This is a genomic window from Kangsaoukella pontilimi, from assembly GCF_009830125.1.
GTDB lineage: Bacteria > Pseudomonadota > Alphaproteobacteria > Rhodobacterales > Rhodobacteraceae > Kangsaoukella > Kangsaoukella pontilimi.
On the sequence record NZ_WUPT01000002.1, the window covers coordinates 292,314 to 317,876 of the forward strand.

General features: G+C 63.2%; 28 protein-coding genes. 12 read left to right on the top strand and 16 right to left on the bottom strand.

All coding sequences use genetic code 11. The features are described 5' to 3' along the window. Positions 1 to 104: 104 nt before the first annotated feature. Positions 105 to 1,475 (top strand): aspartate aminotransferase family protein, encoded by a 1,371-nt coding sequence (locus GQ651_RS10845; protein WP_160764276.1) that lies wholly within the window; start codon positions 105 to 107, stop codon positions 1,473 to 1,475. Positions 1,476 to 1,543: 68 nt separating this feature from the next. On the opposite strand, the gene GQ651_RS10850 is transcribed toward GQ651_RS10845, so the two are convergent. Next, positions 1,544 to 2,458: an aldo/keto reductase family protein gene (locus GQ651_RS10850; protein WP_160764277.1), complete on the bottom strand. Its 915-nt coding sequence runs from the start codon at positions 2,456 to 2,458 to the stop codon at positions 1,544 to 1,546. A 162-nt stretch (positions 2,459 to 2,620) separates the two neighbouring features. On the opposite strand from GQ651_RS10850, the gene GQ651_RS10855 reads away from it, so the two are divergent. Next, positions 2,621 to 3,502 carry an AraC family transcriptional regulator gene (locus GQ651_RS10855; protein ID WP_160764278.1) on the top strand — a complete coding sequence of 294 codons (882 nt, stop codon included), beginning with the start codon at positions 2,621 to 2,623 and terminating at the stop codon, positions 3,500 to 3,502. Positions 3,503 to 3,580: 78 nt separating this feature from the next. Here the strand turns inward: GQ651_RS10855 and GQ651_RS10860 are convergent, their stop codons facing one another. Beyond that, positions 3,581 to 3,868 carry an HU family DNA-binding protein gene (locus GQ651_RS10860; protein WP_160764279.1) on the bottom strand — a complete coding sequence of 96 codons (288 nt, stop codon included), beginning with the start codon at positions 3,866 to 3,868 and terminating at the stop codon, positions 3,581 to 3,583. A gap of 134 nt (positions 3,869 to 4,002) precedes the next feature. Then, positions 4,003 to 5,484, bottom strand: a complete 1,482-nt coding sequence (locus GQ651_RS10865; protein WP_160764280.1) for an AMP nucleosidase — start codon at positions 5,482 to 5,484, stop codon at positions 4,003 to 4,005. A gap of 169 nt (positions 5,485 to 5,653) precedes the next feature. Between GQ651_RS10865 and GQ651_RS10870 the strand changes: the two genes are divergently transcribed. The 8 genes from GQ651_RS10870 (at position 5,654) to GQ651_RS10905 (ending at position 11,775) form a co-directional block, all read left to right on the top strand. Then, the gene (locus GQ651_RS10870; RefSeq protein WP_160764281.1) at positions 5,654 to 6,502 is read left to right on the top strand and encodes an SDR family oxidoreductase; all 849 of its coding nucleotides are present in this window, start codon (positions 5,654 to 5,656) and stop codon (positions 6,500 to 6,502) included. 99 nt (positions 6,503 to 6,601) lie between these two features. Further along, positions 6,602 to 7,606 carry a helix-turn-helix domain-containing protein gene (locus tag GQ651_RS10875; RefSeq protein WP_160764282.1) on the top strand — a complete coding sequence of 335 codons (1,005 nt, stop codon included), beginning with the start codon at positions 6,602 to 6,604 and terminating at the stop codon, positions 7,604 to 7,606. A gap of 105 nt (positions 7,607 to 7,711) precedes the next feature. Beyond that, positions 7,712 to 8,539: an SDR family oxidoreductase gene (locus GQ651_RS10880; protein WP_160764283.1), complete on the top strand. Its 828-nt coding sequence runs from the start codon at positions 7,712 to 7,714 to the stop codon at positions 8,537 to 8,539. 45 nt (positions 8,540 to 8,584) lie between these two features. Continuing rightward, positions 8,585 to 8,785 (top strand): hypothetical protein, encoded by a 201-nt coding sequence (locus GQ651_RS10885; protein ID WP_160764284.1) that lies wholly within the window; start codon positions 8,585 to 8,587, stop codon positions 8,783 to 8,785. Further along, positions 8,782 to 9,189 carry a DUF4345 domain-containing protein gene (locus GQ651_RS10890; RefSeq protein ID WP_160764285.1) on the top strand — a complete coding sequence of 136 codons (408 nt, stop codon included), beginning with the start codon at positions 8,782 to 8,784 and terminating at the stop codon, positions 9,187 to 9,189. The genes GQ651_RS10885 and GQ651_RS10890 overlap by 4 nt, the downstream gene beginning before the upstream one ends. A gap of 63 nt (positions 9,190 to 9,252) precedes the next feature. After that, complete coding sequence (locus tag GQ651_RS10895) at positions 9,253 to 9,732, top strand: anthrone oxygenase family protein (RefSeq protein WP_160764286.1); 480 nt, start codon at positions 9,253 to 9,255, stop codon at positions 9,730 to 9,732. A 368-nt stretch (positions 9,733 to 10,100) separates the two neighbouring features. Further along, the gene (locus tag GQ651_RS10900) at positions 10,101 to 10,772 is read left to right on the top strand and encodes a hypothetical protein (RefSeq protein WP_160764287.1); all 672 of its coding nucleotides are present in this window, start codon (positions 10,101 to 10,103) and stop codon (positions 10,770 to 10,772) included. Between the two features lie 118 nt (positions 10,773 to 10,890). Next, complete coding sequence (locus tag GQ651_RS10905) at positions 10,891 to 11,775, top strand: bile acid:sodium symporter family protein (protein WP_160764288.1); 885 nt, start codon at positions 10,891 to 10,893, stop codon at positions 11,773 to 11,775. A gap of 8 nt (positions 11,776 to 11,783) precedes the next feature. On the opposite strand, the gene dxs is transcribed toward GQ651_RS10905, so the two are convergent. The 6 genes from dxs to GQ651_RS10935 all read right to left on the bottom strand — a co-directional run bounded on the left by dxs (position 11,784) and on the right by GQ651_RS10935 (position 17,080). Continuing rightward, positions 11,784 to 13,709: a 1-deoxy-D-xylulose-5-phosphate synthase gene (dxs, locus tag GQ651_RS10910; RefSeq protein ID WP_160764289.1), complete on the bottom strand. Its 1,926-nt coding sequence runs from the start codon at positions 13,707 to 13,709 to the stop codon at positions 11,784 to 11,786. 14 nt (positions 13,710 to 13,723) lie between these two features. Further along, positions 13,724 to 14,593, bottom strand: coding sequence for a polyprenyl synthetase family protein (locus tag GQ651_RS10915; RefSeq protein WP_319637401.1), 870 nt, complete (start codon positions 14,591 to 14,593; stop codon positions 13,724 to 13,726). Further along, positions 14,590 to 14,832 (bottom strand): exodeoxyribonuclease VII small subunit, encoded by a 243-nt coding sequence (locus GQ651_RS10920; protein WP_160764290.1) that lies wholly within the window; start codon positions 14,830 to 14,832, stop codon positions 14,590 to 14,592. Before GQ651_RS10920 ends, GQ651_RS10915 begins: the two co-directional genes overlap by 4 nt. A 6-nt stretch (positions 14,833 to 14,838) precedes the next feature. Then, complete coding sequence (locus tag GQ651_RS10925; protein ID WP_160764291.1) at positions 14,839 to 15,762, bottom strand: histone deacetylase family protein; 924 nt, start codon at positions 15,760 to 15,762, stop codon at positions 14,839 to 14,841. A gap of 114 nt (positions 15,763 to 15,876) precedes the next feature. Beyond that, positions 15,877 to 16,584, bottom strand: a complete 708-nt coding sequence (locus tag GQ651_RS10930) for a response regulator (RefSeq protein ID WP_227258144.1) — start codon at positions 16,582 to 16,584, stop codon at positions 15,877 to 15,879. Further along, positions 16,577 to 17,080: a MarR family winged helix-turn-helix transcriptional regulator gene (locus tag GQ651_RS10935; RefSeq protein WP_160764292.1), complete on the bottom strand. Its 504-nt coding sequence runs from the start codon at positions 17,078 to 17,080 to the stop codon at positions 16,577 to 16,579. The genes GQ651_RS10930 and GQ651_RS10935 overlap by 8 nt, the downstream gene beginning before the upstream one ends. A 150-nt stretch (positions 17,081 to 17,230) precedes the next feature. Between GQ651_RS10935 and GQ651_RS10940 the strand changes: the two genes are divergently transcribed. Beyond that, on the top strand, positions 17,231 to 18,100 hold the full coding sequence (locus tag GQ651_RS10940) for a branched-chain amino acid aminotransferase (RefSeq protein ID WP_160764293.1): 870 nt from the start codon (positions 17,231 to 17,233) through the stop codon (positions 18,098 to 18,100). A 43-nt stretch (positions 18,101 to 18,143) separates the two neighbouring features. Next, positions 18,144 to 18,869, top strand: coding sequence for a hypothetical protein (locus GQ651_RS10945; protein ID WP_160764294.1), 726 nt, complete (start codon positions 18,144 to 18,146; stop codon positions 18,867 to 18,869). Here the strand turns inward: GQ651_RS10945 and GQ651_RS10950 are convergent. The 7 genes from GQ651_RS10950 to GQ651_RS10980 all read right to left on the bottom strand — a co-directional run bounded on the left by GQ651_RS10950 (position 18,853) and on the right by GQ651_RS10980 (position 25,555). Beyond that, on the bottom strand, positions 18,853 to 19,794 hold the full coding sequence (locus GQ651_RS10950) for a DMT family transporter (RefSeq protein WP_160764295.1): 942 nt from the start codon (positions 19,792 to 19,794) through the stop codon (positions 18,853 to 18,855). The genes GQ651_RS10945 and GQ651_RS10950 overlap by 17 nt on opposite strands. Before the next feature lie 44 nt (positions 19,795 to 19,838). Beyond that, a complete protein-coding gene (locus GQ651_RS10955; RefSeq protein ID WP_160764296.1) occupies positions 19,839 to 20,027 on the bottom strand; it encodes a hypothetical protein in 189 nt (62 codons plus the stop codon). Between the two features lie 45 nt (positions 20,028 to 20,072). Then, positions 20,073 to 21,116 (bottom strand): tRNA epoxyqueuosine(34) reductase QueG, encoded by a 1,044-nt coding sequence (queG, locus tag GQ651_RS10960; protein WP_160764297.1) that lies wholly within the window; start codon positions 21,114 to 21,116, stop codon positions 20,073 to 20,075. A gap of 150 nt (positions 21,117 to 21,266) precedes the next feature. Further along, a complete protein-coding gene (gene fzlA / locus GQ651_RS10965) occupies positions 21,267 to 21,932 on the bottom strand; it encodes an FtsZ-binding protein FzlA (protein WP_160764298.1) in 666 nt (221 codons plus the stop codon). Between the two features lie 49 nt (positions 21,933 to 21,981). Continuing rightward, positions 21,982 to 22,707: a monofunctional biosynthetic peptidoglycan transglycosylase gene (gene mtgA, locus GQ651_RS10970; protein ID WP_160764299.1), complete on the bottom strand. Its 726-nt coding sequence runs from the start codon at positions 22,705 to 22,707 to the stop codon at positions 21,982 to 21,984. Positions 22,708 to 22,744: 37 nt separating this feature from the next. After that, complete coding sequence (locus tag GQ651_RS10975) at positions 22,745 to 23,416, bottom strand: DUF2062 domain-containing protein (RefSeq protein WP_160764300.1); 672 nt, start codon at positions 23,414 to 23,416, stop codon at positions 22,745 to 22,747. An 18-nt stretch (positions 23,417 to 23,434) separates the two neighbouring features. Then, complete coding sequence (locus tag GQ651_RS10980; RefSeq protein ID WP_160764301.1) at positions 23,435 to 25,555, bottom strand: RelA/SpoT family protein; 2,121 nt, start codon at positions 25,553 to 25,555, stop codon at positions 23,435 to 23,437. Between the last annotated feature and the right edge of the window lie 8 nt (positions 25,556 to 25,563).

Sequence of the window (25,563 nt, forward strand, 5' to 3'; positions counted from 1 at the left end):
CTGTGAGGGTGTCCGGAGCCTTCGGTGCCCGTGCTCGCGTGCGACAAGGCTTCTCCGTATCGACAACGACATGACGCGCCACCGCCGCGCAAGAGGTGCCTGAAATGCTGACCAACGACAAACTCGACGCCTGGGATCGCGAGAACTTTTTTCACCCCTCGACCCACCTTGCCCAGCATGCCCGGGGCGAAAGCCCGAACCGCATCGTGACCGGCGGCAGCGGCGTCCATATCGAGGATCGGGACGGAAACCGCTTTCTCGATGCCTTCGCGGGGCTTTACTGCGTCAACGTCGGATATGGCCGTGCCGAGATCGCCGATGCCATCGCCGAACAGGCGCGGGAGCTGGCCTATTATCACGCCTATGTCGGCCACGGGACCGAGGCGTCGATCACGCTGGCCAAGATGGTGATGGAGCGTGCGCCCGCGCATATGTCCAAGGTCTATTTCGGTTTGTCCGGCTCGGATGCGAACGAGACCAACATCAAGCTGGTCTGGTACTACAACAATATCCTCGGCCGTCCCGAGAAGAAGAAGATCATCTCGCGCTGGCGGGGCTACCACGGTTCCGGCCTGATGAGCGGGTCGCTTACCGGGCTGGAGCTGTTCCACAGGAAATTCGACCTGCCGCTGACGCAGGTGCTGCACACCGAAGCGCCCTATTTCTATCGCCGCCCCGATCTGAGCATGGACGAGGCCGGTTTCGTCGCTCATTGCGTGGCCGAACTGGAAGCGCTTATCGCGCGCGAAGGGGCCGACACCATCGCCGCTTTCATCGGAGAGCCGGTTCTGGGCACCGGGGGCATCGTGCCGCCGCCCGAAGGCTATTGGCCTGCGATTCAAGCGGTTCTGGACAGGCATGACATCCTGCTGATCGCGGACGAGGTTGTGACCGGTTTCGGGCGTCTGGGGTCGATGTTCGGCTCCGATCACTACGGCATCCGCCCCGACATCATGACCATCGCCAAAGGTCTGACCTCGGCCTATGCGCCACTGTCGGGGTCGATCATCTCGGACAAGGTCTGGAAGGTGCTGGAGCAGGGGACGGACGAAAACGGTCCCATCGGCCACGGCTGGACCTATTCGGCGCATCCCATCGGGGCGGCTGCCGGTGTGGCGAATCTAAAGCTGCTCGATGACCTGAATCTCGTGACCAATGCGGATGAGACGGGAGCTTATCTCAACGAAAGCCTCTCCTCTGCGCTTTCCGACCATGCCCATGTGGGCGAGGTGCGGGGCGAGGGTCTGCTGGCCGCAGTCGAATTCGTGAAGGGCAAGGATGAACGCGTGTTCTTCGATCCGAGCGAAAAGGTCGGCCCGCGCATCGCGGCGGCGCTGCTGGAACGCGGCGTTATCGCCCGTGCCATGCCGCAGGGTGACATCCTCGGCTTTGCGCCGCCCTTCTGTCTGACGCGCGAAGAAGCAGACGAAGTCGTGGGCAAGACGGCGGCGGCGGTTTCGTCGGTGCTTGGTTAGGACACGAGCGATCTTCCGCGTGGTGCTTTTCTGGCTCCACGCGCGGTAGGCATGTCCGGCGATCCGGTCTAGGCCGCCGTGCTGGGGTCTCCCGTCGCCCATGCGACGCCCGCGCCACGGTCCATTTCGGCCATGGCCGCCATATCGGCCGCGTCGATCTCGAAACCGGCGAGACCCAGGTTCTGGCGCATCCGTTCGGGATTGAGGCTTTTGGGCAGAACGGCGTACCCGTTCTGCACGCCCCAGCGGAGCAGAAGCTGCGCTTCGGTCACGCCGTATTTTCTCGCCATTGCGACGAAGACCTCTCCGTCCGCTTTCATCTGGTCGGTCTTGGCACTGGCCTGTCCCTCCTCGGTGCGCCAGGTCGAAAGCGGGACGAGGCTGCTGTAAGCGATCGGCGCAATTCCATGGTCGCGCATGTAGGCAAGCAGCTCTGGCTTCTGAGACCACGGATGCAATTCGATCTGGTTCGCATCGGGCTTCGGCAATCCGGCGGTGCGGATCTCTTCCAGATGGGACTGGTTATAATTGCTGACACCGATGGATCGCGCCTTGCCGGCATTTTGCAACTCTAAGAGGGCGCGCCATTGGGCTACCCGCTCCGGCCCACCATAGGGCGCGTGGATGAGGTAGAGGTCGAAATAGTCGAGGCCCAGCCGGGCGAGGCTTTTCCCGCACTCGTTCAGCGTCTCTGCCCCGGTCTTGGGCACGTCGCCCCAGGCGGGATTGCCTGGCCAGAGCTTGCCTGTCACAAAGATATCCGCCCGCGACAGCCCGGTTGCTTGCAGCCCTGCGCGTATGCCCGCGCCCACGGATTTTTCGTTGTGATAGCCGGACGCGGTGTCGATGTGCCTGTACCCGATGCGGATCGCCGTTTCGATCGCTTCCGGCGCATCCTCGGGCGTCACGAGGTAAGTGCCGTAGCCCACGGCGGGGATATCGGTGCTGTCGTTAAGGCAAAAGGTCTGTGTCATGGCGGTCATGCCGGGCTCCCTGGTCGTGTTTGCGTCGGACAAACCGTATCGGCCATTTCGAGCGGGTGCCTGCCACATACTCCATTCATTCTGCCAATTCCTCTGAGTCTTCGTTGGAAATGATGTTGGCGACGGATGCGTCTGATATACAGTCCGGCAGGAGGACGCCCCATGGAACTACGCGACCTGACCGACAAAGCACTTGAAATTCACGAAAGAATACGTGCGAAAACAGCGCAACCTCTCCCGGATCTTATGATACTGCGACAGGATAGGGTGACCGCGTTCGAGGCGGTCATATACAAGCCGGTGGTCTGCCTGATCCTGCAAGGTGCGAAAATAACGTCGGTCGGCGACAGGGTGGCAATGCCATCGGCGGGCGATGCGCTGATCGTCAGTCACGACCTGCCGGTCGAGTCCCGGATCACCGAGGCCACGAGTGAGCGGCCCTATGTGGCGCTGATCGTTTCGCTCGATCTCGGCCTGCTCCGGGGGCTTTACGAGCAGGTTGGTCCCCATGCCTTCGAGGCCCGCGCGTCGCGGTCGCTTCTGTCCGGGCCGGCCCGACCCGATCTGATCGACGCGGTTGCCCGGTATCTCGCCTTGCAAGAGGATCCGCTGCACGCTGCCGTTCTGGGCCCGTCCCTCCTCCGGGAGATTCATTTCCGCTTGCTCATGTCGCCGGTCGGCGGAACGCTGCGAAGCCTTCTGTCCGTCGACAGCCATGCTAGCCGCGTGTCGCAGGCCATCCTGAAGCTACGCGCCGGATTTCGCGAAACGCTCAAGGTGGGCGATCTGGCGCGCGTCGCGGGCATGAGCCAGTCGTCCTTCCATAGCCATTTCAAACAGGTGACCGGGACAACGCCGCTTCAGTATCAGAAGGACCTCAGGATGATCGCGGCGCGCGACCTCTTGCGCGCGGGCCGTCACAGCGTCGCCGCCGCCGGTTTCGACGTGGGCTACGAGAGCCCGACGCATTTCAGCCGGGACTATCAGAGAAAGTTCGGGATCGCCCCGAGCCGGGAGATGGCCTCGACCCCCGTTCCCGCATGAGCGCCGCGGCAGCAGGCCTCACCCGAAAAACAAAGGCCGCCCCGAAGGACGGCCGATGAGACGCGGTAAGGACCGGGATCAGTCGTTGACGCTGTCCTTCAGTGCCTTCGCGATGGTCATCTTGACCACTTTGTCGGCTTCCTTGTGGATCTGCTCGCCCGTGGCGGGGTTCCGCACCATGCGGGCCGGACGCTCGCGGCAATAGATCTTGCCAACGCCGGGAAGGGTCACGGCGCCACCGCCAGACACTTCGTCGGTGATGATCGACGTGATCGCGTCGAGCGCAGCAGCCGCCGACTTCTTGTCGCTGTCCATCTTGTCTGCGATCGCCGCAACAAGCTGGGTCTTGGTCATCGGTTTTGCCATGTTGAATCTCCTCGTTCTGGCCCGTTCTTAGGGGCTCATTCCCCTTATTTAACTGGATATCGCGGCATAACACAACGATTTGTGGCCGCTTGCCAAGCCATATCGCGCATTTTGTGGGCGATTTTTTGATGTTTTCAGAGAAATGCCGTCTCTTCGAAGCTGCGCAGCTTGCGCGAATGGATGCGTTCGAGCGGCATGTCGCGGATCAGCTCCATTGCGCGGATGCCGATTTGCAGGTGCCGAGCGACCTGCGTCTGGTAGAATTCAGACGCCATGCCCGGCAGTTTCAGCTCGCCATGCAGCGGCTTGTCCGACACGCAAAGAAGCGTTCCGTAAGGCACCCGGAAGCGGAACCCATTGGCGGCGATGGTGGCGCTTTCCATGTCGAGCGCGATGGCTCGGGACTGGCTCAGGCGCTGCACCGGACCGGACTGGTCGCGCAGCTCCCAGTTGCGGTTGTCGATGGTGGCGACGGTGCCGGTCCGCATGATCCGCTTCAGGTCGTAGCCTGTCAGCTCGGTGACTTCGGCGACCGAGTCCTGCAGGGCCACCTGCACCTCGGCCAGGGCCGGGATCGGCACCCAGACGGGCAGGTCATCGTCCAGCACGTGGTCCTCGCGCAGATAGGCGTGCGCCAGCACGAAATCGCCAAGCCGCTGGCTGTTTCGCAGCCCTGCGCAATGGCCGACCATCAGCCAGGCGTGAGGGCGCAGAACGGCGATGTGATCGGTGGCCGTTTTCGCGTTCGACGGGCCGACACCGATATTGACCAGCGTGATCCCAGCCCCGCCCGGACGCTTCAGGTGATAGGTCGGCATCTGCGGCAGCTTCGACAGCTGCGGGATCGGCGCATCCGGATCGGTGATCTCGACATTGCCCGGGCCGACCAGAGAGGTATAGCCCGAAGACGGGTCGGCGATCATCCGGCGGCCATAGGCCTCGAACTCGTCCACGTAGAACTGGTAGTTTGTGAAGAGAACGTGGTTCTGGAAATGCTCGGGCTTGGTCGCGGTATAGTGCGCCAGCCGGGCCAGCGAATAGTCGATGCGCTGCGCCGTGAAGGGCGCAAGAGGGCGCGATCCGTCTGGATGCTGAAAGCCGAAGCCGTTGACGATGTCGTCATTGGTGGTCGACAGGTCCGGCACGTCGAAGGCGTCGCGCAGGGTAAACTCGGTTGCGCCGCCTTGCGGTACCGTGAGTGAGGCGTCATTCGCCACGGCGAAATGCACCGGCATCGGGGTCATCGACACGCCGACTTCGACCGACACATCGTGGTTCTCGACGATCAGACCGATCTGCTGGGCAAGGTAATTCGCAAAGAGATCGGGCCGCGTCACCGTTGTGGAGTATTGCCCCGGCTCGGACACGTGGCCGAAACTCAGCCGGTTGTCCGTGGCCGCGAAACTGGCCGTTGTCAGCCGGATCTCGGGGTAGAAGGCGCGGAAACGGGTCTCGGGCGCACCATTCGCCAGCACCTGGGTCAGGTTCTCGCACAGGAAATTCGACGCCTGATCGTAAAGCTCCTTCAGCCGCGCGACCGCGGCCGCCGGATCGCGGAAGGCTTCGTGCGGCGGGCTGTCGGGAGAGGAAATCGGAAGGTGCAAGGCGTCTGTCATGGCCGGACATGACACCGAACCGCAGCCTGCTGCAAGCCTTTCCGGGCAAAAGCGGCACTGCCGTTCTTTGGGTCCTGAAAAACCCCCGGGGGTGAATGCGCGGCAACGCGCAGAGGGGGCAGACAGCCCCCTCCTTGCGCCCGGTGTCACATCCGACGATGGTGGCGCCATGACTAAGACGCTTCTTTCCATCGGACACGGCTATTCCGCGCGCGCGCTTGCCCGCCTGCTCATCCCCCTCGGCTGGACCGTGATCGGCACGACCCGTAGCGAGGACAAGGCCAGAACCCTCGCCGCTGAGGGGGTCGAGCCAATGATCTGGCCCGGCAATCCCCTGCCCATCGACCGCGCAACTCATGTTCTGACGTCTGTCAGTCCTGATGACGCCGGCGATCCGGTCCTGATCGAGGCCGGTGAAACGCTCGCGAAGGCTCAGCATCTGGAATGGGTCGGCTATCTTTCGACCATAGGAGTCTATGGCGGGCGGGACGGCGGCTGGGTCGACGAGACGTCCGAACTTCTGGCCGAGACCGACCGGGGTCAGGCGCGGATCAGGGCCGAGGCCGACTGGCTGGCCCTGGGTCTGCCGGTTCACATCTTCCGACTTGCTGGCATCTATGGTCCGGACCGCGGGCCCTTTGAAAAGGTCAAGCGCGGGACGGCGCGTCGGATCATCAAGCCCGGCCAGTATTTCAGCCGTATCCATGTGGACGATATCGCGGCGGTCGTGCACGCCTCGATCGAAAGGCCGAACCCCGGAGCGGTCTACAACGTGTGCGATGACGAACCAGCGCCACCTGAAGACGTGATCGCCCATGCCGCCGAGCTTCTGGAGCTGCCGATCCCGCCGGCCATTCCTTTCGAAGAGGCCGAAATGAGCGCGATGGCCCGCAGCTTTTACGGCGAATCCAAGCGCGTGCATAATGACCGGATCAAGGATGAGCTGGGCGTCCAGCTTCGTTATCCCGACTACCGTTCCGGCCTTGCGGCCGTGCTGGAGGCCGAGGACGACCGCTAGAGTCGGCGCAGGGGACAAGCGTTTCCCAACGCGGTGTCTCGCGTGTTAGTTATAAGACACATTTGATTAGCGGACAGTCCCCGATCGGGGCCGGGGAACATGGCAGGCGTTTCGATCATCATCTCTCAGTATTTCGCGAGAGCCGCGGGGTTCACTCTGACGGATGCCGGTGTGCTGCTTGACGGCGACGAGGTCCTGCTACGGACGAAGGTGGAAAACGGTCGCTTCCCCGCGCAGTCCCATTATGACATCCTGGGCCTCGTTGCCGAAAAGGTGCCGGACCGGGCCGAGCTTTCGATCCGCTACGCAAGACTGATAGATATCGACAAGCTCGGGACGCTGGCGCTCGCCTGCAAGGCCGCGCCGAATGTGGGCGGCGCATTGCAGCGCATGTCGCGCTATCACTCTCTCTTGTCCGACAGCGTGCGCTATCATCTCGACACGCAGGAGAACGGGGTCTTTCTGCGTCAGGATGTTCTGGTGGGCACCGGACCCGGCCTTGTCTTTTCGCCCGAAGCGGGGCTTTGCGCGATGTTCCAGACAATAAGGCAGGTGGCGGCTGACACGATAACCGCCGCCGCCGTCACGTTCCGGCACAGTGCGCCGCGCGACGCCCCTGCCTTCGAAGCGTTCTTCGGCTGCGCCGTCGACTTCGAGGCCGGATCGGATGGCATCCTGTTCTCTCATGAAAGTCTGTCGACCAGGAACCGGCTCGGGGATCAGGCGCTCTCCGAGTTTCTGACACGGCATCTCGACGCAGAACTCGAACAGGTGAAGTCCGAGCCGACCCTTGTGCGCAGCACTAAGGAAGAGATCGCCCGCGGGCTAAGCGAAGGCGTGCCGAGGATGGCGGACATTGCCCGTGAGCTGGGCCTGAGCGTGCGGTCGTTTCACCGTCGACTGGCGGATCACGGCGTCAGCTTTCAGGCGCTGGCCGAGGAGACGCGGCGCGAGATCGCGATGAGCATGTTGCGGGACGATACATGCCCTCTCTCGGAAATCGCGTTCCTGGCCGGTTTTTCCGAGCAAAGCGCTTTCAACCGCGCGTTCAAGCGCTGGACGAACCAGACCCCGGCAAATTATCGAAGATCGCTCGGGCGCTAGCGGGTCTTTGGCCGCGCGGGTCAAAAGGCTGGCGGTCGCTGTCAAGAGAGTGGCGGACGCCTTGCATATTTCGTGGTCATCACATCGAACCACGGAGTATTACCGATGCACACCCGACCCATCCTTGTTGTCGGCGCCAACGGCAAGACCGGCTCGCGCGTCGTCGCCCGGCTTGAAGACAATGGCCACGCCGTCCGCCGCGGCTCCCGCAATGCAGAAATCCCCTTCGACTGGGAAGCGCCCGAGACATGGACGGCCTCGCTGGCCGGCGTCAGCAAGGCCTATGTCACCTACTTCCCCGACCTCGCCTTTCCGGGTGCGGTGGAAAAGCTCGAGGCGTTCACAAGGGTCGCCGCTGAATCAGGGCTTGAGCATATCGTCCTTCTCTCCGGTCGTGGCGAACATTTCGCCAGCATGGGCGAAGAGATCGTGCGCAACTCCGGCCTGGGCTTCACCATCGTACGGGCCGCATGGTTCGCGCAGAACTTCAGCGAGGGATATCTTCGCGATCCCATTCTGGGCGGTGTCCTTCCAATGCCGGGCGGCGATATCTCGGAGCCGATCATCGACATCGACGATATCGCGGACGTCGTCGTCGCGTCGCTGACCGAAGACGGTCACATCGGCGAGCGCTACGAGGTCACAGGCCCTCGCCTCATGACATTCGCCGAGATGGCCGAGGTCCTGTCCCGGACGCTTGGCCGGCATATTCAGCATGTGCCGATCAGCTTCGAGGACTTCCACGCAAATGTCGCCGCCTCCGGCGACACGTTTGTGGCGGATGTCTTCACCCAGATCGCGCGCGAAACGCTGGACGGCCGGAACGAGTACACAGCCGATGGCGTGCAGCGGGCGCTTGGCCGCGAGCCCAGAGACTTTGCCGAATTCGCTGCTGTCGCCGCCTCTCGCGGTGTCTGGACCAGCGCCGCTTAGCGCCTCGGGCGGCGGCAATGCGCTATCACGAAAGGATCCGGTCCGATGGAAACCCTGAAGATTGCCACCCTGATTTTGCTCATACCGTTCGGATGGGTGATTTCGGACGCCGCCGCCACTCCTCCGCCTTACGAAGACGGCCGGGCTTCGCAAGAGCCCGGCCCGTTGAATGACACCCGCGCCGTGGAAGCGGATCAGCCCACGCGCGCCGCGGCCCTTCAAACCAAGACTAGGATAAGCCCATGACCCTGAACATTCTTGAAAAGATCGCCCTTGGCACGTCCGGCCTCACGGCAATTGGCATCGGTGCGATGATCCTTCTCGTTCCACATGCCTTCTATGCCAGCTACGGGATTTCACTGCCCGCGAACCCCAGCCTGCTGAGCGAACTCCGAGCGCCCGCGGCAGGTCTTACGGTACTGGGAGTGCTGATGCTCTCGGGCATCTTTAGACCTGCCATGGTGCAGATTGCGCTGGCGACGGCATTGACGGTGTTTATCGCCTTCCCTGTTGGGCGCTTCGTCAGTGCCGCAGCGGACGGTGCACCGTCTTCCGGAATAGTCGGTGCCCTGCTTTTTGAAATCGCCATAGCCGCCTTGTGCGTTTTTGCCTTCCGCAGACGGCTGGCCGGCGGCTCTGTCAAACCTTGAGCTCTGACGCGGTGCCGGGACTATCCGTGCCGCCGACGCCCTCTTCAGAACTGGAATCCAACCATGTCATCACTCATTTTCATCATCCTTCAAAGTGCCGTTATCGCCTATGCGCTTGTCAGCGGGGTCTTTCTGGCATTCTCCGACTTCATAATGCGTTCGCTTGCCGAGGCTGGCGGTGTCCGCACCATGCAGGCCATCAATCGCGAGGTCTTTCGCTGGGTGTTCATGACGCTCTTCATCGGCATGGCGCCGGTATCGCTTGCGATCGCGGCCTATGGCGCGTTCGTCGTCGGCGGTGGCGCGGGAAGCCTGCTTGCCCTGGCGGGTCTTGTCTATTTCGTCGGATGCTTCGGGGTGACGGTCTTTTTCAACGTGCCGATGAATGATGCGCTTGCGGGCCTCGACGCGTCCTCAGCTGCTGTAGGGACGTACTGGGAAGAGACGTATCTGCCGCGCTGGACCTTCTGGAACACGATCCGGACGATCGCTTCCACGGCATCGTCAGCCCTTTTGCTTTCGGGCTTGCTGGCGATGACCTGACAAAAGCGATCATCGATCTTTTCGGATGAGACGGGGCCGCTGCGCCCCGTCTTTTTTGTGCGCCTCCCGGCGAATTGCCGGCCGTGGTTGAGCGGGGTGATCGTTTCCTGACGACACAAGTCGTCACATTGGCCGTGATGGTCAAAACGGTGGCCCTACGGGTCAATCCCTACCGGACCGGGTGGTCTAATTCATCTGTATCAGCACCAGCACGGGATGCCCGACATGCAACTCTACCTGATTTACGGCTCGTTTCTTTCCCTGCTTCTCGCTGTCGGCTGGCACGTCGCGCTGTTTCTCTGATGTGCGGCGCCTGTGCTCCGGCGCTGCGTTTTTCATTTCCACGAATTGACCAGATGGAGGCCAACATGAAAGCTCTGATCGTCTGTTCGGTCCACGCCTTGTGCGATATCTCCGCGCTCGAGCGGACCGCTTGCAACCGCGCCTGTGCGGAACACGGCATTCCCGCCATCCTTACAGACAGGGACCATGCGCGCATTCTCACGGAGATGACGATGCTCGAACTGCTCGGTCGGCTGCCTGGTTCGGATGCGCAACGGGATGCATTGATCGAAACCTATCTGGATATTCTCAACGAAGACATCTGGACCGCGTCGCTTGCCGGACATCAGAGCGTCTTCAACACGCTTTTGGAGCCGGTGGCGTTCAAGAGGCCCACGGCATTCGTCTCGGACTATCCGATCCTGACCACCAACCTCGTCAGGTCGGCAGCCCTTCTGACCGCCGCATCACGCCTTGGGCATGTCAGCGCACCGTCCAGCCGGGCGGAGGTGCCAGACGTTGCCGTCGGCTTGACCGCTTCCGCTGCGGCGCTCGGCGTGGCCCACGGTGACGTCGCGGTTCTGGTCGCGCACCGTCGCGACTTTCTGGCGGCCCGTTCGGTCGGAATGCGGCCGCGCTACGTCGCAGAGGTTCCTCTTGCAGAGCAGCTGGAACCTGCTGCTGCCCGGGAGGTCGCGGCTATTACGGAGATGCACGCAATCGGCGTGCCTATCGGTGTGCAGGCTGTTGCCGCCTAGGCCCGAGGCCACTCAGCACCGGGTGAAACGCCTCTTTTGCCAGAACCCTCGTCAAAACGTGTCACAGGACATACTGTCCCCGCAGACAAAACGAATTGCGGGCGCGAGGGGGCGGCGAATGGACGTATTTGTTGGCGCGCTTCTGCCGCTCGCCGTCGTCGTCATCATGTTCAGCCTCGGCCTTGGGCTGACGGGATCGGACTTTCGGCGCATCGCAAGGCGGCCCCGGGCGTTTTTCATCGGGGCGCTGAACCAGGTCGTGCTGCTGCCGGTCGTTGGCTACGTCATCATCCTTCTTTTCGGATTCACCGCCGAGACCGCTGTGGGCATCATGATCCTGGCGGCCTGTCCGGGCGGAGCGGCCAGCAATATCATCACCAAACTGGCGGGCTGGGATGTGGCCCTGTCGGTGACACTGACCGCATCTTTCAGCCTGACCTGCGTGCTGACCATCCCCTTCGTGCTCGATTTCGCAGTGGGCGCCTTCATGGGCGAGGCCGCTCCCGATATCGACATTCTGTCGACTGCGTTGACGGCCTTTCTTCTAACGGCCTTGCCGATCTCGCTCGGCATGATCTGCAGTGCCGCCGCGCCTTCGGCCACGACGGCGCTCGCTCCCGGTCTGGGAAGAGTTGCGGTTCTGCTCTTTGCGGGTGTCATCGCAGGTGCGATCTTTTCGAACTGGCAAGTCGTGACCGAAAACTTCGCGAGGCTGGGGCTGGGGCTGTTCGCGCTCGTTGCTGCGCTTTCGGTCATTGGGTTTGGCCTCTCGCGCCTGCTGAAGGCCAGCGACCGTGAAGCGAAGACGATCGCGATTGAGACCGGCGTTCAGAACGGCGCACTGGCGCTGGCCATCGCCGGTTTGCTGGTCGTGAACGGGCCAACGTTCAACGCCTACGCAATTCCCGCAGCGCTCTACAGCGTCGTCTGGCTGGGAACCGCGCTGCCCGCCTTCCTGCTTCTGGCCCGGTCGTCGCCAGCGAAGATACGCCGCCAGCCCTGAAAGGGCGATCAGGCGCGCTTTGAGATGTCGGCGATACCGAGCGTGGCCAGAACCTTTGCCTCGATATGTTCGGCGTTCATGGCGGCCACGTCATACATGTCGCGGGGGCTGGCCTGATCGATGAATATATCCGGCAGGACCATCGAGCGATATTTGAGCCCGGTGTCGAAGACGCCTTCCTCGGCCAGTAGCTGCGCCACATGGCTGCCGAAGCCGCCGACCGCGCCCTCCTCGATGGTGATAAGCGCATCGTGATTGGCCGCAAGGTCGAGGATCAGGTCGCGGTCGAGTGGCTTGGCAAAACGCGCATCCGCCACGGTGGGCTCGATCCCGCGCGCCGACAGCGCTTCTGCGGCGGCTTCGACCTCGCTCAGCCGTGTGCCGAAGGACAGGATCGCGACGCCCTTGCCTTTGCGGATGATCCGCCCTTTGCCGATTTCCAGAACCTCGCCGCGTTCCGGCATCTCGACGCCGACCCCCTCGCCACGGGGGTAACGGAAGGCGATGGGGCCGTCGTCGTGTGCCACCGCCGTGGCGACCATGTGGACCAGCTCTGCCTCGTCCGCTGCCGCCATCACCACCATGCCGGGCAGGTTCGCCATGAAGGCCACGTCGAAGGCGCCCGCATGGGTCGCGCCGTCGGCGCCGACAAGGCCTGCGCGGTCGATAGCGAAACGCACGGGCAGGCGCTGCAGCGCGACGTCGTGCACCACCTGATCGTAGCCGCGCTGCAGGAAGGTCGAATAGATCGCAGCGAACGGCTTCATGCCCCCGGCGGCCAGACCTGCGGCGAAGGTCACACCGTGCTGCTCGGCGATTCCGACGTCGAAGCAGCGCGCGGGGAAGCGCTCGGCGAAAAGGTTAAGTCCCGTGCCGTCCGGCATTGCAGCAGTCACGGCAACGACCTTGTCATCCCGCGTCGCTTCGTCGATCAGCGCCTCGGCGAAGACCTTGGTGTAGGAGGGCGCATTCGACGGTGCCTTTTTCTGCTCGCCGGTCACGACGTTGAATTTCGAGACGCCATGCCCCTTGTCGCGAGCCGCTTCGGCGGGGCCATAGCCCTTGCCCTTCTTGGTGATGGCGTGGATCAGGATCGGCCCGGTCGCGCGTGCCTTGACGGTGCGCAGGACCGGCAGCAACTGATCCAGATCGTGACCGTCGATGGGGCCCACATAGCTGAAGCCCAACTCCTCGAAGAGCGTGCCACCCACGACGGTGTGCTTGAGCAGATCCTTGGCGCGTTTCGCCCCTTCACGGAAGGGTTCGGGCAAAAGCCCGACCGCGCCCTTGGCCGCCGCCTTGAACTCCTGAAACGGATCGCCCGCATAGAGCCGCGACAGGTAGGACGACATCGCGCCCGTGGGTGGTGCGATAGACATCTCGTTGTCATTCAGAATGACGATGAGCCGCTTCTTCAGGTGGCCCGCGTTGTTCATCGCCTCATAGGCCATGCCCGCGCTGATCGCCCCGTCACCGATGACGGCAATGGCGTCGCCCAGCCCGCTCTCGGTCGTGCCGCCAAGATCGCGCGCCACTGCAAAGCCGAGCGCCGCCGAGATCGAGGTCGAGGAATGGGCGGCGCCGAACGGGTCGAATGGGCTTTCGGACCGCTTGGTAAAGCCCGACAAACCGTCCTTCATCCTGAGCGTCCGGATCCTGTCGCGACGGCCGGTCAGAATCTTGTGCGGATAGCACTGGTGGCTGACATCCCAGATCAGCTTGTCCTTGGGCGTGTCGAAGACCGCGTGAAGCGCCACCGTCAGCTCGACCACACCCAGACCCGCGCCAAGGTGCCCGCCCGTTTCGCTGACCGCACTGATCGTCTCCGCGCGCAGCTCGTCGGCCAGCCGCTTCAGCTCGGCGTCGCTCAGCCGTTTCATGTCGGCGGGGACGTTGACCCGGTCCAGGATCGGGGTGGTCGGGCGGTCGGACATGGTGCCTCCGGGCGTCAGAAGTCTCGCGAGATAACGAAGCGCGCCGCATCGCGCAAGTTGTCGGCTTTATCGTCATATAGGGACAATGCGTTAACGGCCTCTGCGACCAGTTCGCGCGCCCGTTCCCGCGCGCCCTCCAGACCGAGCAGCGACACGAACGTCGCCTTGCCCGCCTCGGCATCCTTCTGCAGACGCTTGCCGGCCTTCGCCTCGTCGCCTGTCTCGTCGAGGATGTCATCCGCGATCTGAAACGCCAGACCAAGCGCGGTGGCATAGCGGGTAAGCGGCGCGGGATCGGCCCCGGCAAGGATCGCGCCCGCCTCCGCCGACCAGCGGATGAGCGCTCCGGTCTTGTTGGCCTGAAGCGCGGTAATCTCGTCCAGCGTCAGCATCCGGCCGGCGCTTTCGGCGGCGATGTCCTGCGCCTGACCCAGCACCATCCCCTCGGCGCCCGATGCCACCGCCAGAGAGCGGATCAGCGCGATACGGGTGGCGGCGTCCCCGACCGGGTCTCGCGCCAGAAGCTCGAAGGCGAACGTCTGAAGCGCATCGCCTACAAGGATCGCGGTCGCCTCGTCCCACTTCTTGTGAACCGTCGGCTGGCCGCGGCGGAGGTCGTCATCATCCATCGCGGGCAGGTCGTCATGGACAAGCGAATAGGCGTGAAGACATTCGATCGCCGCGGCCGCCAGCAAGTGTCCCTCGCGAGGACCCTCGAACAGTTGTGCTGCCGTGCATACCAGAAAGCCGCGAAGACGCTTTCCGCCGCCTGTGGCATAGCGCATTCCCTCGGTCACCGGACCCGGCGGCAATGGTTCCATCTCCGCCCTGAGCGCCGCACCGATGCGAGACGCCCTTGCCGTCAATGCGTCTTCGAAACTCACTCGGGGTCGACCGGCGTGGTCCCCGTGGGCTTGCCCTCGCCGTCAAGCGTGATCTGAGCGACCTTCTCTTCGGCTTCGCGCAGCTTCGCCTGGCAATGGGCCTTCAACGCCGCGCCGCGTTCGTAAAGCGAGATCGACTCCTCAAGCGGCACGTCGCCCGATTCCAGCCGGTTGACCACGGCCTCGAGCGCCTTCATCGCCTCTTCGAAACTCATCTCTCCGACGCTCTTTTCGCTCATCGTCCGTCACTCCATCAACGCGGCTACGTGGGCGGCCGTGCTCGCCGCCAGCGCATCAAGATCATAGCCACCTTCCAGTGTCGAGACCACGCGCCCGCCTGCATGGGCGTCGGCAACCTCGCGGATGGCGCGGGTCAGCCAGACGAAATCCTCCTCGACCCAGTTCAGGTTCGCCAGGGGGTCGGCGGCATGGGCATCGAACCCGGCCGAGATGATGATCAGCTCGGGCGCGAAGTCATCGACTGCGGGCAGGATCTGGTCGGCCCATGCCCGGCGCATCTCCGTCCCGCCGCTCATCGGGGGCAGGGGCGCATTGATGACGTTGTCATGGGCGCCGGTTTCATGGGCCGCGCCGGTCCCCGGCCAGAGCGGCATCTGGTGCGACGAGACGAAGAGGCTGCGCGCCTCATCCCAGAGCAGCGCCTGGGTCCCGTTGCCGTGATGTACGTCGAAATCCAGAACCGCGACACGGGACAGCCCGTGATGATCCAGCGCCCGCTTGGCCCCGATGGCCGCTGTCCCGAACAGGCAGAAGCCCATGGGCGTCTCGGCCTCGGCGTGATGACCCGGCGGGCGCATGGCGACAAAGGCAGTCCGGTCTTCGCCCGCCAGCACCGCATCGACTGCTGCGGCGATGCCGCCCACTGCCCGCAAGGCCGCTTCCAGCGACCCCGGCGAAACATGGGTGTCCGCGTCGAGCGGGCGGTAGCCACTCTCGGGGATCGCCGCCTCGATCCGCGCGACATAACGCTCGGGGTGGCAGCGCAGAACCTCGGCCCGGTCTGCAACGGGTGCTTCGCGACGGTCGAGGGCATCGAACGCGGAGGCCGACAAAGCACTCCGGATTGCCTTGATCCGGTCAACCCGTTCGGGATGTCCGGGCGGGGTGACATGGGACAGCGCCGCATCGTGTTCATAAAGAATGGTCATGGAAGAGACGTCGCAAATCTCGCGCCTCCCTGCAACATTATCGGCCTTCAAATATCTCGGGGGGTCTGGGGGGCGGCGCCCCCCAGCCGCTCGACGGCGCCAGCCGGCGAAAACTCAGTCATGGGCCAGCATGTATCCCGCCCCGCGCACGGTCTGAAGATAGCGCGGCTGCTTCGGGTCGGCTTCCAGCTTGCGCCTCAGCCGTGTGATCTGCACGTCCACGGCGCGTTCCTGCGCCTGGCCGCCGTCACGGCCCAGTTCTTCGACCAGTTCGGAGCGCGAGAAGGGCGCGCCCGGCCGGGTCGCGAAGATCCGCATGAGCTGCGACTCGGTTGCGGTCAGGCGTACGGGCGCGTCGCCCTCCCAGAGGGTGCCTTTCTCGACATCGTAGCGATAGGGGCCAAGGCCAAGCACCTTCGGTGTGACCTCTACGGCTTCGGCCTGCGGGACGCGGCGCAGGATCGAGTTGATGCGGAGCAGCAGTTCTTTCGGCTCGAACGGCTTGGCCAGGTAATCGTCCGCCCCGGCCTCGAGACCGCGTATCCGGTCTTCGGTGTCGCCCTTGGCCGTCAGAAGAAGGATCGGAAGGTTTCGTGCCGCGCGCAAACGCTGACAGAAACTGACCCCGTCCTCGCCCGGCATCATCACGTCCAGGATCACCATATCGAAATCGAGCCCGGACAGGATGCGGTCGGCATGGGCCGCGTCGCGCGCGGCAGACACCAGGAAACCGTTCCGGATCAGGAATTTTTGCAGAAGGCCGCGGATACGCTCGTCGTCGTCGACGATCAGAAGATGGGCGTCCGAGATCATGTCAACCATTGTCCATAAGCCGCGCATAGTGGCGGCGCATGTCGTTATCCATCATCGCTTCCAGAACCTGACGAAAGCCAGATACGGCTTCGGGTCCGGCCTGACGGAAGGCCCCGCGCATTCGCGCGCGCTGCGCCGTGGAGAGCTCGGCCTCGAGCGCCTCGCCCGTCTCGGTCAGGTAAAGATGGCGTTCGCGCTTGTCGCGGGACCCGACACGGCTTTCCACCAGCCCGTCCTCGATCAGGGTGCGCAGCACGCGGTTCAATGATTGTTTGGTGACGCCCAGGATGGACAGAAGGTTGTTCACCGTCGTGCCGGGCGCCCGGTTGATGAAATGGATCGCCCGATGATGCGCGCGGCCATAGCCTTTTTCGGCCAGAATACGGTCGGGATCGGCGGTGAATCCGCGATAGGCGAAAAACATGGCCTCGATCCCTTTTCTGAGCTGGTCGTCCGTCAGAAAGAGCAGGCTCTCTCCCCCCGGGCCGGTTTGTCCCTCGGCCATTGTGCGTCTTTGTCCCTCGGTTCTGTTTTGCTCGAGTTTATGTCAGCCTTGTTGACATTCCAAGAATCAATTGTTAGCGATGCTCGAATTTTCCGCAACAAAATGTCCGATGCGGAACTATTTGGGCAACTTTTGAAAACGGAGGCCGCTATGGCTGGCGCTTACGACGATCGCGACGGTTTGATCTGGATGGATGGCAAGATGGTGCCGTGGCGCGACTCCAAGGTGCATATCCTGACCCATGCGTTGCACTACGCTTCGTCGGTCTTCGAGGGCGAGCGCGCCTATAACGGCAAGATCTTCGAATCCCGCAAGCATTCGGAGCGTCTGCACTTTTCGGCCGGACAACTCGATTTCGAAATTCCCTTTACGGTCGACGAGATCGAGGCGGCGAAGGTGCAGGTACTGGCCGAGAACGGATTCACCGATGCCTATGTGCGTGCCGTTGCCTGGCGCGGCGCGGGCGAGGATATGGGTGTAGCGTCTGCCCGGAACCCTGTCCGTCTCGCCATCGCCGCCTGGGAATGGGGTGCCTATTACGGCGATGCCAAAATGAAGGGTGCCAAGCTCGACATCTCGAAATGGAAGCGGCCCTCACCCGAGACGATCCCGAGCCACGCCAAGGCCGCCGGTCTCTACATGATCTGCACGCTGTCGAAACATACCGCCGAGGCGAAGGGCTGTTCGGACGCGATGATGTTTGACTATCGCGGCTACGTGGCCGAGGCGACCGGCGCCAACATCTTCTTCGTGAAGGACGGCGAGGTGCACACGCCGCTTCCCGACTGCTTCCTGAACGGCATCACCCGCCAGACCGTTGTCGGTATGCTGAAGGATCGCCAGATCAAGGTGCATGAGCGCCATATCATGCCGGAAGAACTTGAAGGCTTTCAGCAGTGCTGGCTGACCGGCACCGCCGCCGAGGTCACCCCAGTCGGTCAGATCGGCGACTACAATTTCGAGGTTGGCGCCATGGCCCGCGGCATTGCCGAGGACTACGAGAAGCTGGTCAGAAGCTGATTTCGTGTTATCTTTCAAGGCGAGGGGATGGGGGCCTCTCGTCTTGCTTGATGTGTTTTCCGATCTGGCGCGGTTGTCGCGCACCCTTTTCCTGAGACAACCGGCCCTATCAGGGCTGGTGTTCTTTCTTGCGGCGGATCTGTTCTTCATCCTTCTGCACACCAGCTATCTCGACATCGGGATGTCGTCTCACAACATGGCCTGGCTTTCCGAAAGCCTGGGTGCGCCCCTCGGCCTTGCGGCGTTCTACACGGCCGGGAAATATGCCGTCATCTGTGGCCTCTTCATCGTTTCAGCCCTCGTCACCCGAAGAGTTATCTTCGCGGCGCTGACGGTCGCGATCGCCGCGATCGCGCTGGACGACATGCTGGAACTGCACGAAACGGTCGGGATGCTTGTCTCGGAGAGCTGGCTGAATTTCGCGCCCGGCCCGCTGAGGTCTCAGGACCTGGGCGAACTGATCGGCTTCGCGATGCTTGCAGTCATTGCCGGCGCGCCGCTTCTAATGGCGTGGCTGCGCGCCGATCGTTCGGAAAGACTCTACATCGTCCTCGCATTGGTCTTCATCGCGTCGGCAGCCTTCTGCGCGGTTGTGATCGACGTGCTGCACCAGGCTGCGTCAACTCTGTTCGGCAAGGACTCGTTTATCTCCGAGGCCCTCTTCATTGCAGAAGACGGGGGCGAAATGATCGCGATTTCCTTCCTCGCCGGTCTTGCTCTTGCCGCGTTTCCGGCCGGCATCGAAAGGACCGTCAGCCGTACTTCGTGACCACGTTCCGCGCCTTGCCGCGCTGTATCTTCAGGTACCGCTCCCGCAGGATGATCAGTACGCCTGCCGCAATAACGATTGCGGCGCCCAGCATCATCATCGCCGTCGGCACCTCGTCGAACCAGACGAAGCCGATCGTCACCGCAAACAGCATCGACGAATACTCGAACGGCGCGATGATCGAGGCATCGGCGTAGCGATACGAGCTTGTCAGCAAAATCTGGCCGGTGCCCCCCACCAGCCCCGCACCCAGAAGGTAGAGAAGCGTCTCGCCGGACGGCACCTTCCACCCGAAGGGCAGGGTGATCAGCGATAGAAGCGTCGCGGTGATCGAGAAATAGAAGACGATGGCGGCGGTGTTTTCCGTCTCGACCAGACGCCGCACGAAGACCTGCGCCAGAGCGGCGCAGAAAGAGCCGGTCAGCACGATCATTGTGCCGAAGGCCAGCATCGGGTCGAAGGGCGCGTCGCTGCCGAAGGCGGACAGGCGCGGCCAGAGGATGATCAGCACGCCCACCATCCCCATGCCCACGGCGGTCAGGCGCACCTTGCGGATCGTCTCGCCCAGAAACATCGCCGCCAGGATCACCACGAAAAGCGGCATCGCGTATTGGATGGCCTTCACCTCGTAGAGCGGCAGGATCGCTAGACCGGCAAAGCTCATGCCCATCGCCATGGTGCCGATCAGGCCGCGCCAGAGGTGCCCGAGCGGGTTCTCGGTCTTCAGGCCGGTGCCCAACTGGCCCTGCCAGGCCAGCCAGCCGATGATCACGGGAAGCGCGAAGAACGAGCGGAAGAACACGGTCTCCCCCGGCGGGACTTCCGCAGAAGCCGCCTTGATGAACGATGCCATCACAACGAACAGAAGGACCGAGATCACCTTGAGCGCGATGGCGCGAAAGGGATCGACAGGGGCGAAACTCATACCCCTGACTACCAGCGGATTTTCGGTCGCGCCAGCGCTCTCGTTCAGTCGCCCTGCCGCGCGATACCGACGAAGCGCTTCAGCTTTTCGGACGCGTCCCGCCGGCGCGGTGCGCGGACCAGCGTTTCCGTCTCGGCCGTCGGCCGGTCTCCGGTCTTCCGGTCGAGATCGGCGAAACGCGCCAGCTTCGTCGCGTCGTCGCGGGTCTTCGGATGGTCAAGGATATGCTTCATGGCGTCACCTCCTGTAGCGACCATAGCACGACAAGGCCTGCGTGCCTAATCAGGCTCCGCGAGCCGCCTCCTTGCCCACTCTGCCGCGTCGGCTACCGCCGGATCGGGGTCATTCAAGAGCGGGTCGAGCGCGGAAAGAAGCGCTCGCTTACCGGAATTCCCGATGGCATATGCGACGTTCCGCACGAAGCGGTCCCGTCCGACCCGCTTGATGGGCGAGCCGGAGAACTTTGCGCGGAACGCGCCATCGTCCAGCGCCGCCAGTTCTGCCAGAGGCGGTGCCTCCAGATCGTCCCGCGCGGCATAGCGCTGATCCCGCGCGGTGCTGGCAAACTTGTTCCATGGGCAGACGGCAAGACAGTCGTCGCAGCCGTATATGTGGTTGCCTAGCCCTGTCCTCAGGTCTTCCGGCACCGGTCCCTTGTGCTCGATGGTCAGATAGGAAATGCAGCGCCTTGCATCCAAGCGGTAAGGCGCAGGGAAGGCATCGGTCGGGCAGATGTCGAGACACCGACGGCAGGACCCGCAATGGTCGATCTCCGAGCTGTCGGGCTCCAGATCGAGCGTCGTGAAGATCGCGCCAAGAAAGAACCAGTTCCCCAGATCGCGGCTCACAAGGTTCGTATGCTTGCCTTGCCAGCCAAGCCCCGCCGCCTGCCCAAGCGCCTTCTCCGGCACCGGCGCGGTGTCGACGAAGACTTTCACCTCGCAGCCGGTTTCGGTCACCAGCCAGCGGGCAACGCGCTTCAGCCGCTTCTTGACGATGTCGTGGTAGTCCCGGTTCCGGGCATAGACCGACACGACACCCCGGTCCCGCCGTTTGAGATCCTCAAGTGGATCGTGCTCGGGCGTATAGGGTTCGGCCAGCATCAGGACCGACCGCGCCTCGGGCCAGAGCGCGGCCGGGTCACCGCGCCACGCCGCCCGCTCTTCCAGCCAGCCCATCTGCCCATGATAGCCCGCGTCGAGAAACGCGCGCAGCCGCTCCGGCACGTCCGGCACGGCGTCGGGCGTGGTCAGACGGGCCATGGCAAAGCCCGCCCCGACCGCCTCACCGATCAGCGCCGATTTCAGAGCGTCCCTATCCATTATCGGCCTGAAAATATCCTGGGAGAGCGCGAGAGGGCAAAGCCCTCTCGCCTCGGGCGCTTGGCTTGCCAAGCGCAACCGGTCGGACGCATGGGCGTCGGATATGCCGGGCGGCCACCGCGACGGGCGGCACGCCCGGCGCAGTCCCTCTCAGAAATCCAGATCGGCATAATGCGCAGGCGGCGGGAAACCGGGGACGACATCGGCCAGAAGACTGCGGAAGGCCGGGCGCGACTTGATCTTCGCATACCAGTCCCGAACACCGGCGGTCCGGTTCCAGTCGACGTCAGAGATATAGTCCAGCGACGACAGATGTGCAGCGGCGGCGAAATCTGCCAGCGTCAGGGCATTGCCCGCCAGCCAGCGGCGCTCTTCGAGCAGGTTTTCCAAGTAGTCCAGATGGAACTTGATCGCCTTCGCGCCCGCCTTGACGTTGCCAGAGTCCGGGTAGCCTTCCTTGGTGATTTTCTTGTTCACCCGCTCATAGAGCAGCTTCGACGTGACCTCGTTGTGAAACTTGTCGTCGAACCAACCGACGAGCCGGCGTACCTCGTGCCGGCTGGCGGGATCGGAGGGCATAAGGCTCGGGTCAGGGTTCCGCTCTTCGAGGTACTCGCAGATGGCGGCACTTTCGGTCAGGGTCAGTCCGTCGATCTTCAGAACGGGAACCTTGCCGGCGGGATTGCGGCGCAGAAAATCAGCGTCCCGTTCCCAGTAGCGCTCTTCGACAAGCTCCACTTCGAGCCGCTTCTCGGCAAGGCTCAGGCGCACCTTCCGGCAGAAGGGCGACAATGGAACGTGATAGAGGCGGATCATCGCAATTTCCCCGTCATTCCCGTCTGAATGCCCTTTTTGCCGCGCGCGTTCAATCCTCGAAGCAGGCGGCGCGACCATCGGCGCGGATCGTCGCCGCACCATCCGCGATGGAGGCCGCACGTCTCTGGACGGCGGTCGACGGATTGACGGCCTGCCGCTCTTTCGGGTTGGGCAGAACGGCCGCCAGAAGCGAGGCCTGCCGCGCCGAGAGTTCGCTGGCGGGGATTCCGAAATGATGCCGGGCCGCCGCTTCGATCCCGAAGACACCCTCATCGAACTCGGCAACGTTCAGATAGACCTCGACGATTCGCCGCTTGGACCAGAGCGCTTCGACCATCGGGGTCATCAGTGCTTCCAGTGCCTTCCGTGGCCAGCTTCGCCCTTGCCATAGCCATACATTCTTTACGACCTGCTGCGTCAGGGTCGATGCGCCCCGGTCCGCGCCTTCGGCGATCGCCAGCCTCAGCGCGGCCATGTCAAAGCCCCAGTGCAGGCAGAAATTCGCGTCCTCGGCGGCCACGACCGCGCGCGCCATGACAGGGGCGACATCGTCGATATCCACCCACTCGCGCTGAATGCCGCCCAGTCGCATGGACTCGGACAGGATCGTCGCTGTCGTGGGCGGCCGGAAGACGCTGTAAAGCGTGATCGAGATCACCATGGCGCAGCCAAGAGTGAGGAGGCCCCTCAGGAAAAGGCGAAAGGGTCGGATGCGGCGGGCCGATCCGGTGTCTTTCTTCGCTTTCGCTTTTTTCGGGGCCGGTTTTCGTGCCATGTCCGTCAAGTGGCACGGTCTTGCGCGCCTTGGCAAGCTACTCCGCGGCCGTGCCGTCGCCGGATTTGCCCTCGGCATCCAGCCGCCGCGACACGACCCGTTCGCGTTTCTTGGCGAAGCGCTTCTTCAGGCGGGCGACGCGCGCTTTCTGGTATGCGTGAAGCACAGGCTCGGTGAGGAAATATGCGGCGATCGAAGTGACGATCCCAGGCAGAATGCCACCGATGAGATACGGAAAGAAGATCGTCCTGAAGAAGTCTGCGAGCGACCCCCACCGCGTGGGTGCGGCGGTGAAGATTGCCATGAAATTCCGCCAAAGCTCGACCGCCGCGTCCGAGAACGCGCCCGCGATCCGGTAGAGCGGAATATGTGGCAGGCCGAGCATCCAGTTGCCAAGTTCCATGGCGACGGCCGCGATGATCGGAAAGGTCAGCGGATTGCCGAAGAACGTCGCAAGAAGCGCCGCCATGATGTTCCCGCGGAGAAGAGCGGCCAGACCGGCGGCGATCACGAAATGTAGCCCGAAGAACGGGGTGAAACAGGCGAAGACCCCGGCGGCTATGCCCCGGCTGATCTTGTGCGCGGGGTCGGGCAGGCGGCGCAGGCGATGGACGATGTACTGTACCGCGCGCCGCCATCCGCCCTTGGGATAGAAGCTCTCGGTGAACGCTTCGTAATACGTTCTGGGCTTTCGGCGTTTGAAGACCACGCGTCGCGCTTCCCCGCCTCAGGGTTTCCGTTCCAAATCGCGATGCCGCGTTACGCTGGCGACGTCGCTTTCCGCTTCCAATGCCGTGATGATAGCATGGAGATGCGCAACGTCCCGTAAATCCACATCGACGATCAGACGATAGAAGTCGGGTTTGCGGTCGATGAAAACAAGGTCCGAGATATTCGCCTGCTGTTCGCCGATCAGCGTGCAGATGCGCCCCAGAACTCCGCTGTCATTCGCGATGGTCAGTTCCAGGCTGACCGTATGCACAGCCGGGTGACGCCCTTCCTGCCAGTGCAGGTCGACCCAGCGTTCGGACTGCTCCTCGATCTCGGCCAGCGCTTCGCAGTCGATGGCGTGGATCATCACGCCCTTGCCGCGATAGCTGATGCCGACGATACGCTCACCCGGCACCGGCTGGCAGCAGGCGGCGCGGCGGAATGTCTGGCTGGGTTTCAGACCCACGATCGCGCGGGTAGCGTCGATCTCGCTGCCGCTGCTCTTTGAGAGGTCGGGATAAAGCACCTCGATCACCCGCCGGGCGGTGAGCTCGGCCGATCCAATCCGTTCGAGAAGAACCTGGCTGTTTTCGAGCGCAAGATGCTTCGCCGCCGTCGACAGTGCCTTTTCCGTTGCGCGCTTGCCGACCTGATCGAAGGCCAGCCGCGCCAGTTCGCGCCCGAGCTTGATGAAACGTTCGCGGTCCTCTTCCCGAAGCGAGCGCCGGATCGCTGCCTTGGCACGCCCGGTCGCCACGATGTCGATCCAGGTTGCCTGGGGCCGCTGGCCTTCGGCGGTCATGATCTCGACCGACTGCCCGTTCTTGAGCCGCGTCCAGAGCGGAACGCGCACTGCATCCACTTTCGCGCCGACGCAGCTGTCCCCGATCCGGGTATGGATGGCATAGGCAAAATCCAGGGGCGTTGCGCCCCTCGGCAGTTTGACCACGTCCCCTTTCGGCGTGAAGCAGAACACCTGGTCGGCATACATCTCGAGCTTGACCGCTTCGAGAAATTCATCGTGGTCATCCTCGCTGTCGAAACGCTCGGTGAGCGTGCTGATCCACTTGGCAGGATCGACCGCGAAGGGGTTCTCGGCCCGGACGCCGTCGCGATAAGACCAATGCGCGGCAACGCCTGCCTCGGCGACCTCGTGCATCACCTGCGTGCGGATCTGCACCTCGACCCGTTTGCCGTCCCGACCCGATACCGTGGTGTGGATCGAGCGGTAGCCGTTAGACTTGGGCTGGCTGATATAGTCCTTGAACCGGCCCGGCACTGCCCGCCACCGCTGATGCACCGCGCCAAGCGCGCCGTAGCAATCCCGCTCGGTCTGCACGATGATCCGGAAGCCATAGATGTCGGACAGGCGCGAGAAGCCGATCTCCTTCTCCTGCATCTTCCGCCAGATCGAATAGGGCTTCTTGGCGCGTCCCAGCACTTCGGCTTTGATCCCGGCGACGTCCAGTTCGCGTTCGATATCCGCGGTGATCTTCTGGATCACGTCGCCCGTTTCGCGCTGGAGCGTGATGAACCGCCGGATAATCGAGTTCCGTGCCTCGGGGTTGAGGACGCGGAAGGCGAGATCTTCAAGTTCCTCGCGCATCCACTGCATGCCCATCCGGCCGGCGAGCGGCGCGAAGATGTCCATCGTCTCGCGGGCCTTCTGGACCTGCTTGTCCGGCCGCATCGAGCGGATCGTGCGCATGTTGTGAAGACGGTCGGCCAGCTTGACGAGGATCACCCGCAGATCGCGGCTCATCGCCATGAAGAGCTTGCGGAAGTTCTCGGCCTGCTTCGTCTCGGTCGAGGAAAGCTGCAGATTCGTCAGCTTGGTGACACCGTCGACAAGCTCGGCGATTTCCTTGCCGAAGTTCCGCTCGATCTCGGAATAGGTCGAGCGGGTGTCTTCGATCGTGTCATGCAGAAGCGCTGTGACGATGGTGGCGTCGTCAAGCTGCTGTTCCGTGAGGATCGCGGCCACCGCAACCGGATGCGAAAAGTAGGGCTCGCCCGAATGCCGGAACTGGCCCTCATGCATCTCGAGCCCATAGTCATAGGCGCGCTGAATCAGCGATGCGTTGCTTTTCGGGTTATAATTCTGAACGAGGGCGATCAGGTCGGCGGCGTCTATCATCCGGCCAC

Excerpts from the sequence above, each read along its gene's own strand:
- GQ651_RS10845 (WP_160764276.1), top strand. The coding sequence starts at position 105 with ATGCTGACCAACGACAAACTCGACGCCTGGGATCGCGAGAACTTTTTT.
- GQ651_RS10850 (WP_160764277.1), bottom strand. The coding sequence starts at position 2,458 with ATGACCGCCATGACACAGACCTTTTGCCTTAACGACAGCACCGATATC.
- GQ651_RS10855 (WP_160764278.1), top strand. The coding sequence starts at position 2,621 with ATGGAACTACGCGACCTGACCGACAAAGCACTTGAAATTCACGAAAGA.
- GQ651_RS10860 (WP_160764279.1), bottom strand. The coding sequence starts at position 3,868 with ATGGCAAAACCGATGACCAAGACCCAGCTTGTTGCGGCGATCGCAGAC.
- GQ651_RS10865 (WP_160764280.1), bottom strand. The coding sequence starts at position 5,484 with ATGACAGACGCCTTGCACCTTCCGATTTCCTCTCCCGACAGCCCGCCG.
- GQ651_RS10870 (WP_160764281.1), top strand. The coding sequence starts at position 5,654 with ATGACTAAGACGCTTCTTTCCATCGGACACGGCTATTCCGCGCGCGCG.
- GQ651_RS10875 (WP_160764282.1), top strand. The coding sequence starts at position 6,602 with ATGGCAGGCGTTTCGATCATCATCTCTCAGTATTTCGCGAGAGCCGCG.
- GQ651_RS10880 (WP_160764283.1), top strand. The coding sequence starts at position 7,712 with ATGCACACCCGACCCATCCTTGTTGTCGGCGCCAACGGCAAGACCGGC.
- GQ651_RS10885 (WP_160764284.1), top strand. The coding sequence starts at position 8,585 with ATGGAAACCCTGAAGATTGCCACCCTGATTTTGCTCATACCGTTCGGA.
- GQ651_RS10890 (WP_160764285.1), top strand. The coding sequence starts at position 8,782 with ATGACCCTGAACATTCTTGAAAAGATCGCCCTTGGCACGTCCGGCCTC.
- GQ651_RS10895 (WP_160764286.1), top strand. The coding sequence starts at position 9,253 with ATGTCATCACTCATTTTCATCATCCTTCAAAGTGCCGTTATCGCCTAT.
- GQ651_RS10900 (WP_160764287.1), top strand. The coding sequence starts at position 10,101 with ATGAAAGCTCTGATCGTCTGTTCGGTCCACGCCTTGTGCGATATCTCC.
- GQ651_RS10905 (WP_160764288.1), top strand. The coding sequence starts at position 10,891 with ATGGACGTATTTGTTGGCGCGCTTCTGCCGCTCGCCGTCGTCGTCATC.
- dxs (WP_160764289.1), bottom strand. The coding sequence starts at position 13,709 with ATGTCCGACCGCCCGACCACCCCGATCCTGGACCGGGTCAACGTCCCC.
- GQ651_RS10920 (WP_160764290.1), bottom strand. The coding sequence starts at position 14,832 with ATGAGCGAAAAGAGCGTCGGAGAGATGAGTTTCGAAGAGGCGATGAAG.
- GQ651_RS10925 (WP_160764291.1), bottom strand. The coding sequence starts at position 15,762 with ATGACCATTCTTTATGAACACGATGCGGCGCTGTCCCATGTCACCCCG.
- GQ651_RS10930 (WP_227258144.1), bottom strand. The coding sequence starts at position 16,584 with ATGGTTGACATGATCTCGGACGCCCATCTTCTGATCGTCGACGACGAC.
- GQ651_RS10935 (WP_160764292.1), bottom strand. The coding sequence starts at position 17,080 with ATGGCCGAGGGACAAACCGGCCCGGGGGGAGAGAGCCTGCTCTTTCTG.
- GQ651_RS10940 (WP_160764293.1), top strand. The coding sequence starts at position 17,231 with ATGGCTGGCGCTTACGACGATCGCGACGGTTTGATCTGGATGGATGGC.
- GQ651_RS10950 (WP_160764295.1), bottom strand. The coding sequence starts at position 19,794 with ATGAGTTTCGCCCCTGTCGATCCCTTTCGCGCCATCGCGCTCAAGGTG.
- GQ651_RS10955 (WP_160764296.1), bottom strand. The coding sequence starts at position 20,027 with ATGAAGCATATCCTTGACCATCCGAAGACCCGCGACGACGCGACGAAG.
- queG (WP_160764297.1), bottom strand. The coding sequence starts at position 21,116 with ATGGATAGGGACGCTCTGAAATCGGCGCTGATCGGTGAGGCGGTCGGG.
- fzlA (WP_160764298.1), bottom strand. The coding sequence starts at position 21,932 with ATGATCCGCCTCTATCACGTTCCATTGTCGCCCTTCTGCCGGAAGGTG.
- mtgA (WP_160764299.1), bottom strand. The coding sequence starts at position 22,707 with ATGGCACGAAAACCGGCCCCGAAAAAAGCGAAAGCGAAGAAAGACACC.
- GQ651_RS10980 (WP_160764301.1), bottom strand. The coding sequence starts at position 25,555 with ATGATAGACGCCGCCGACCTGATCGCCCTCGTTCAGAATTATAACCCG.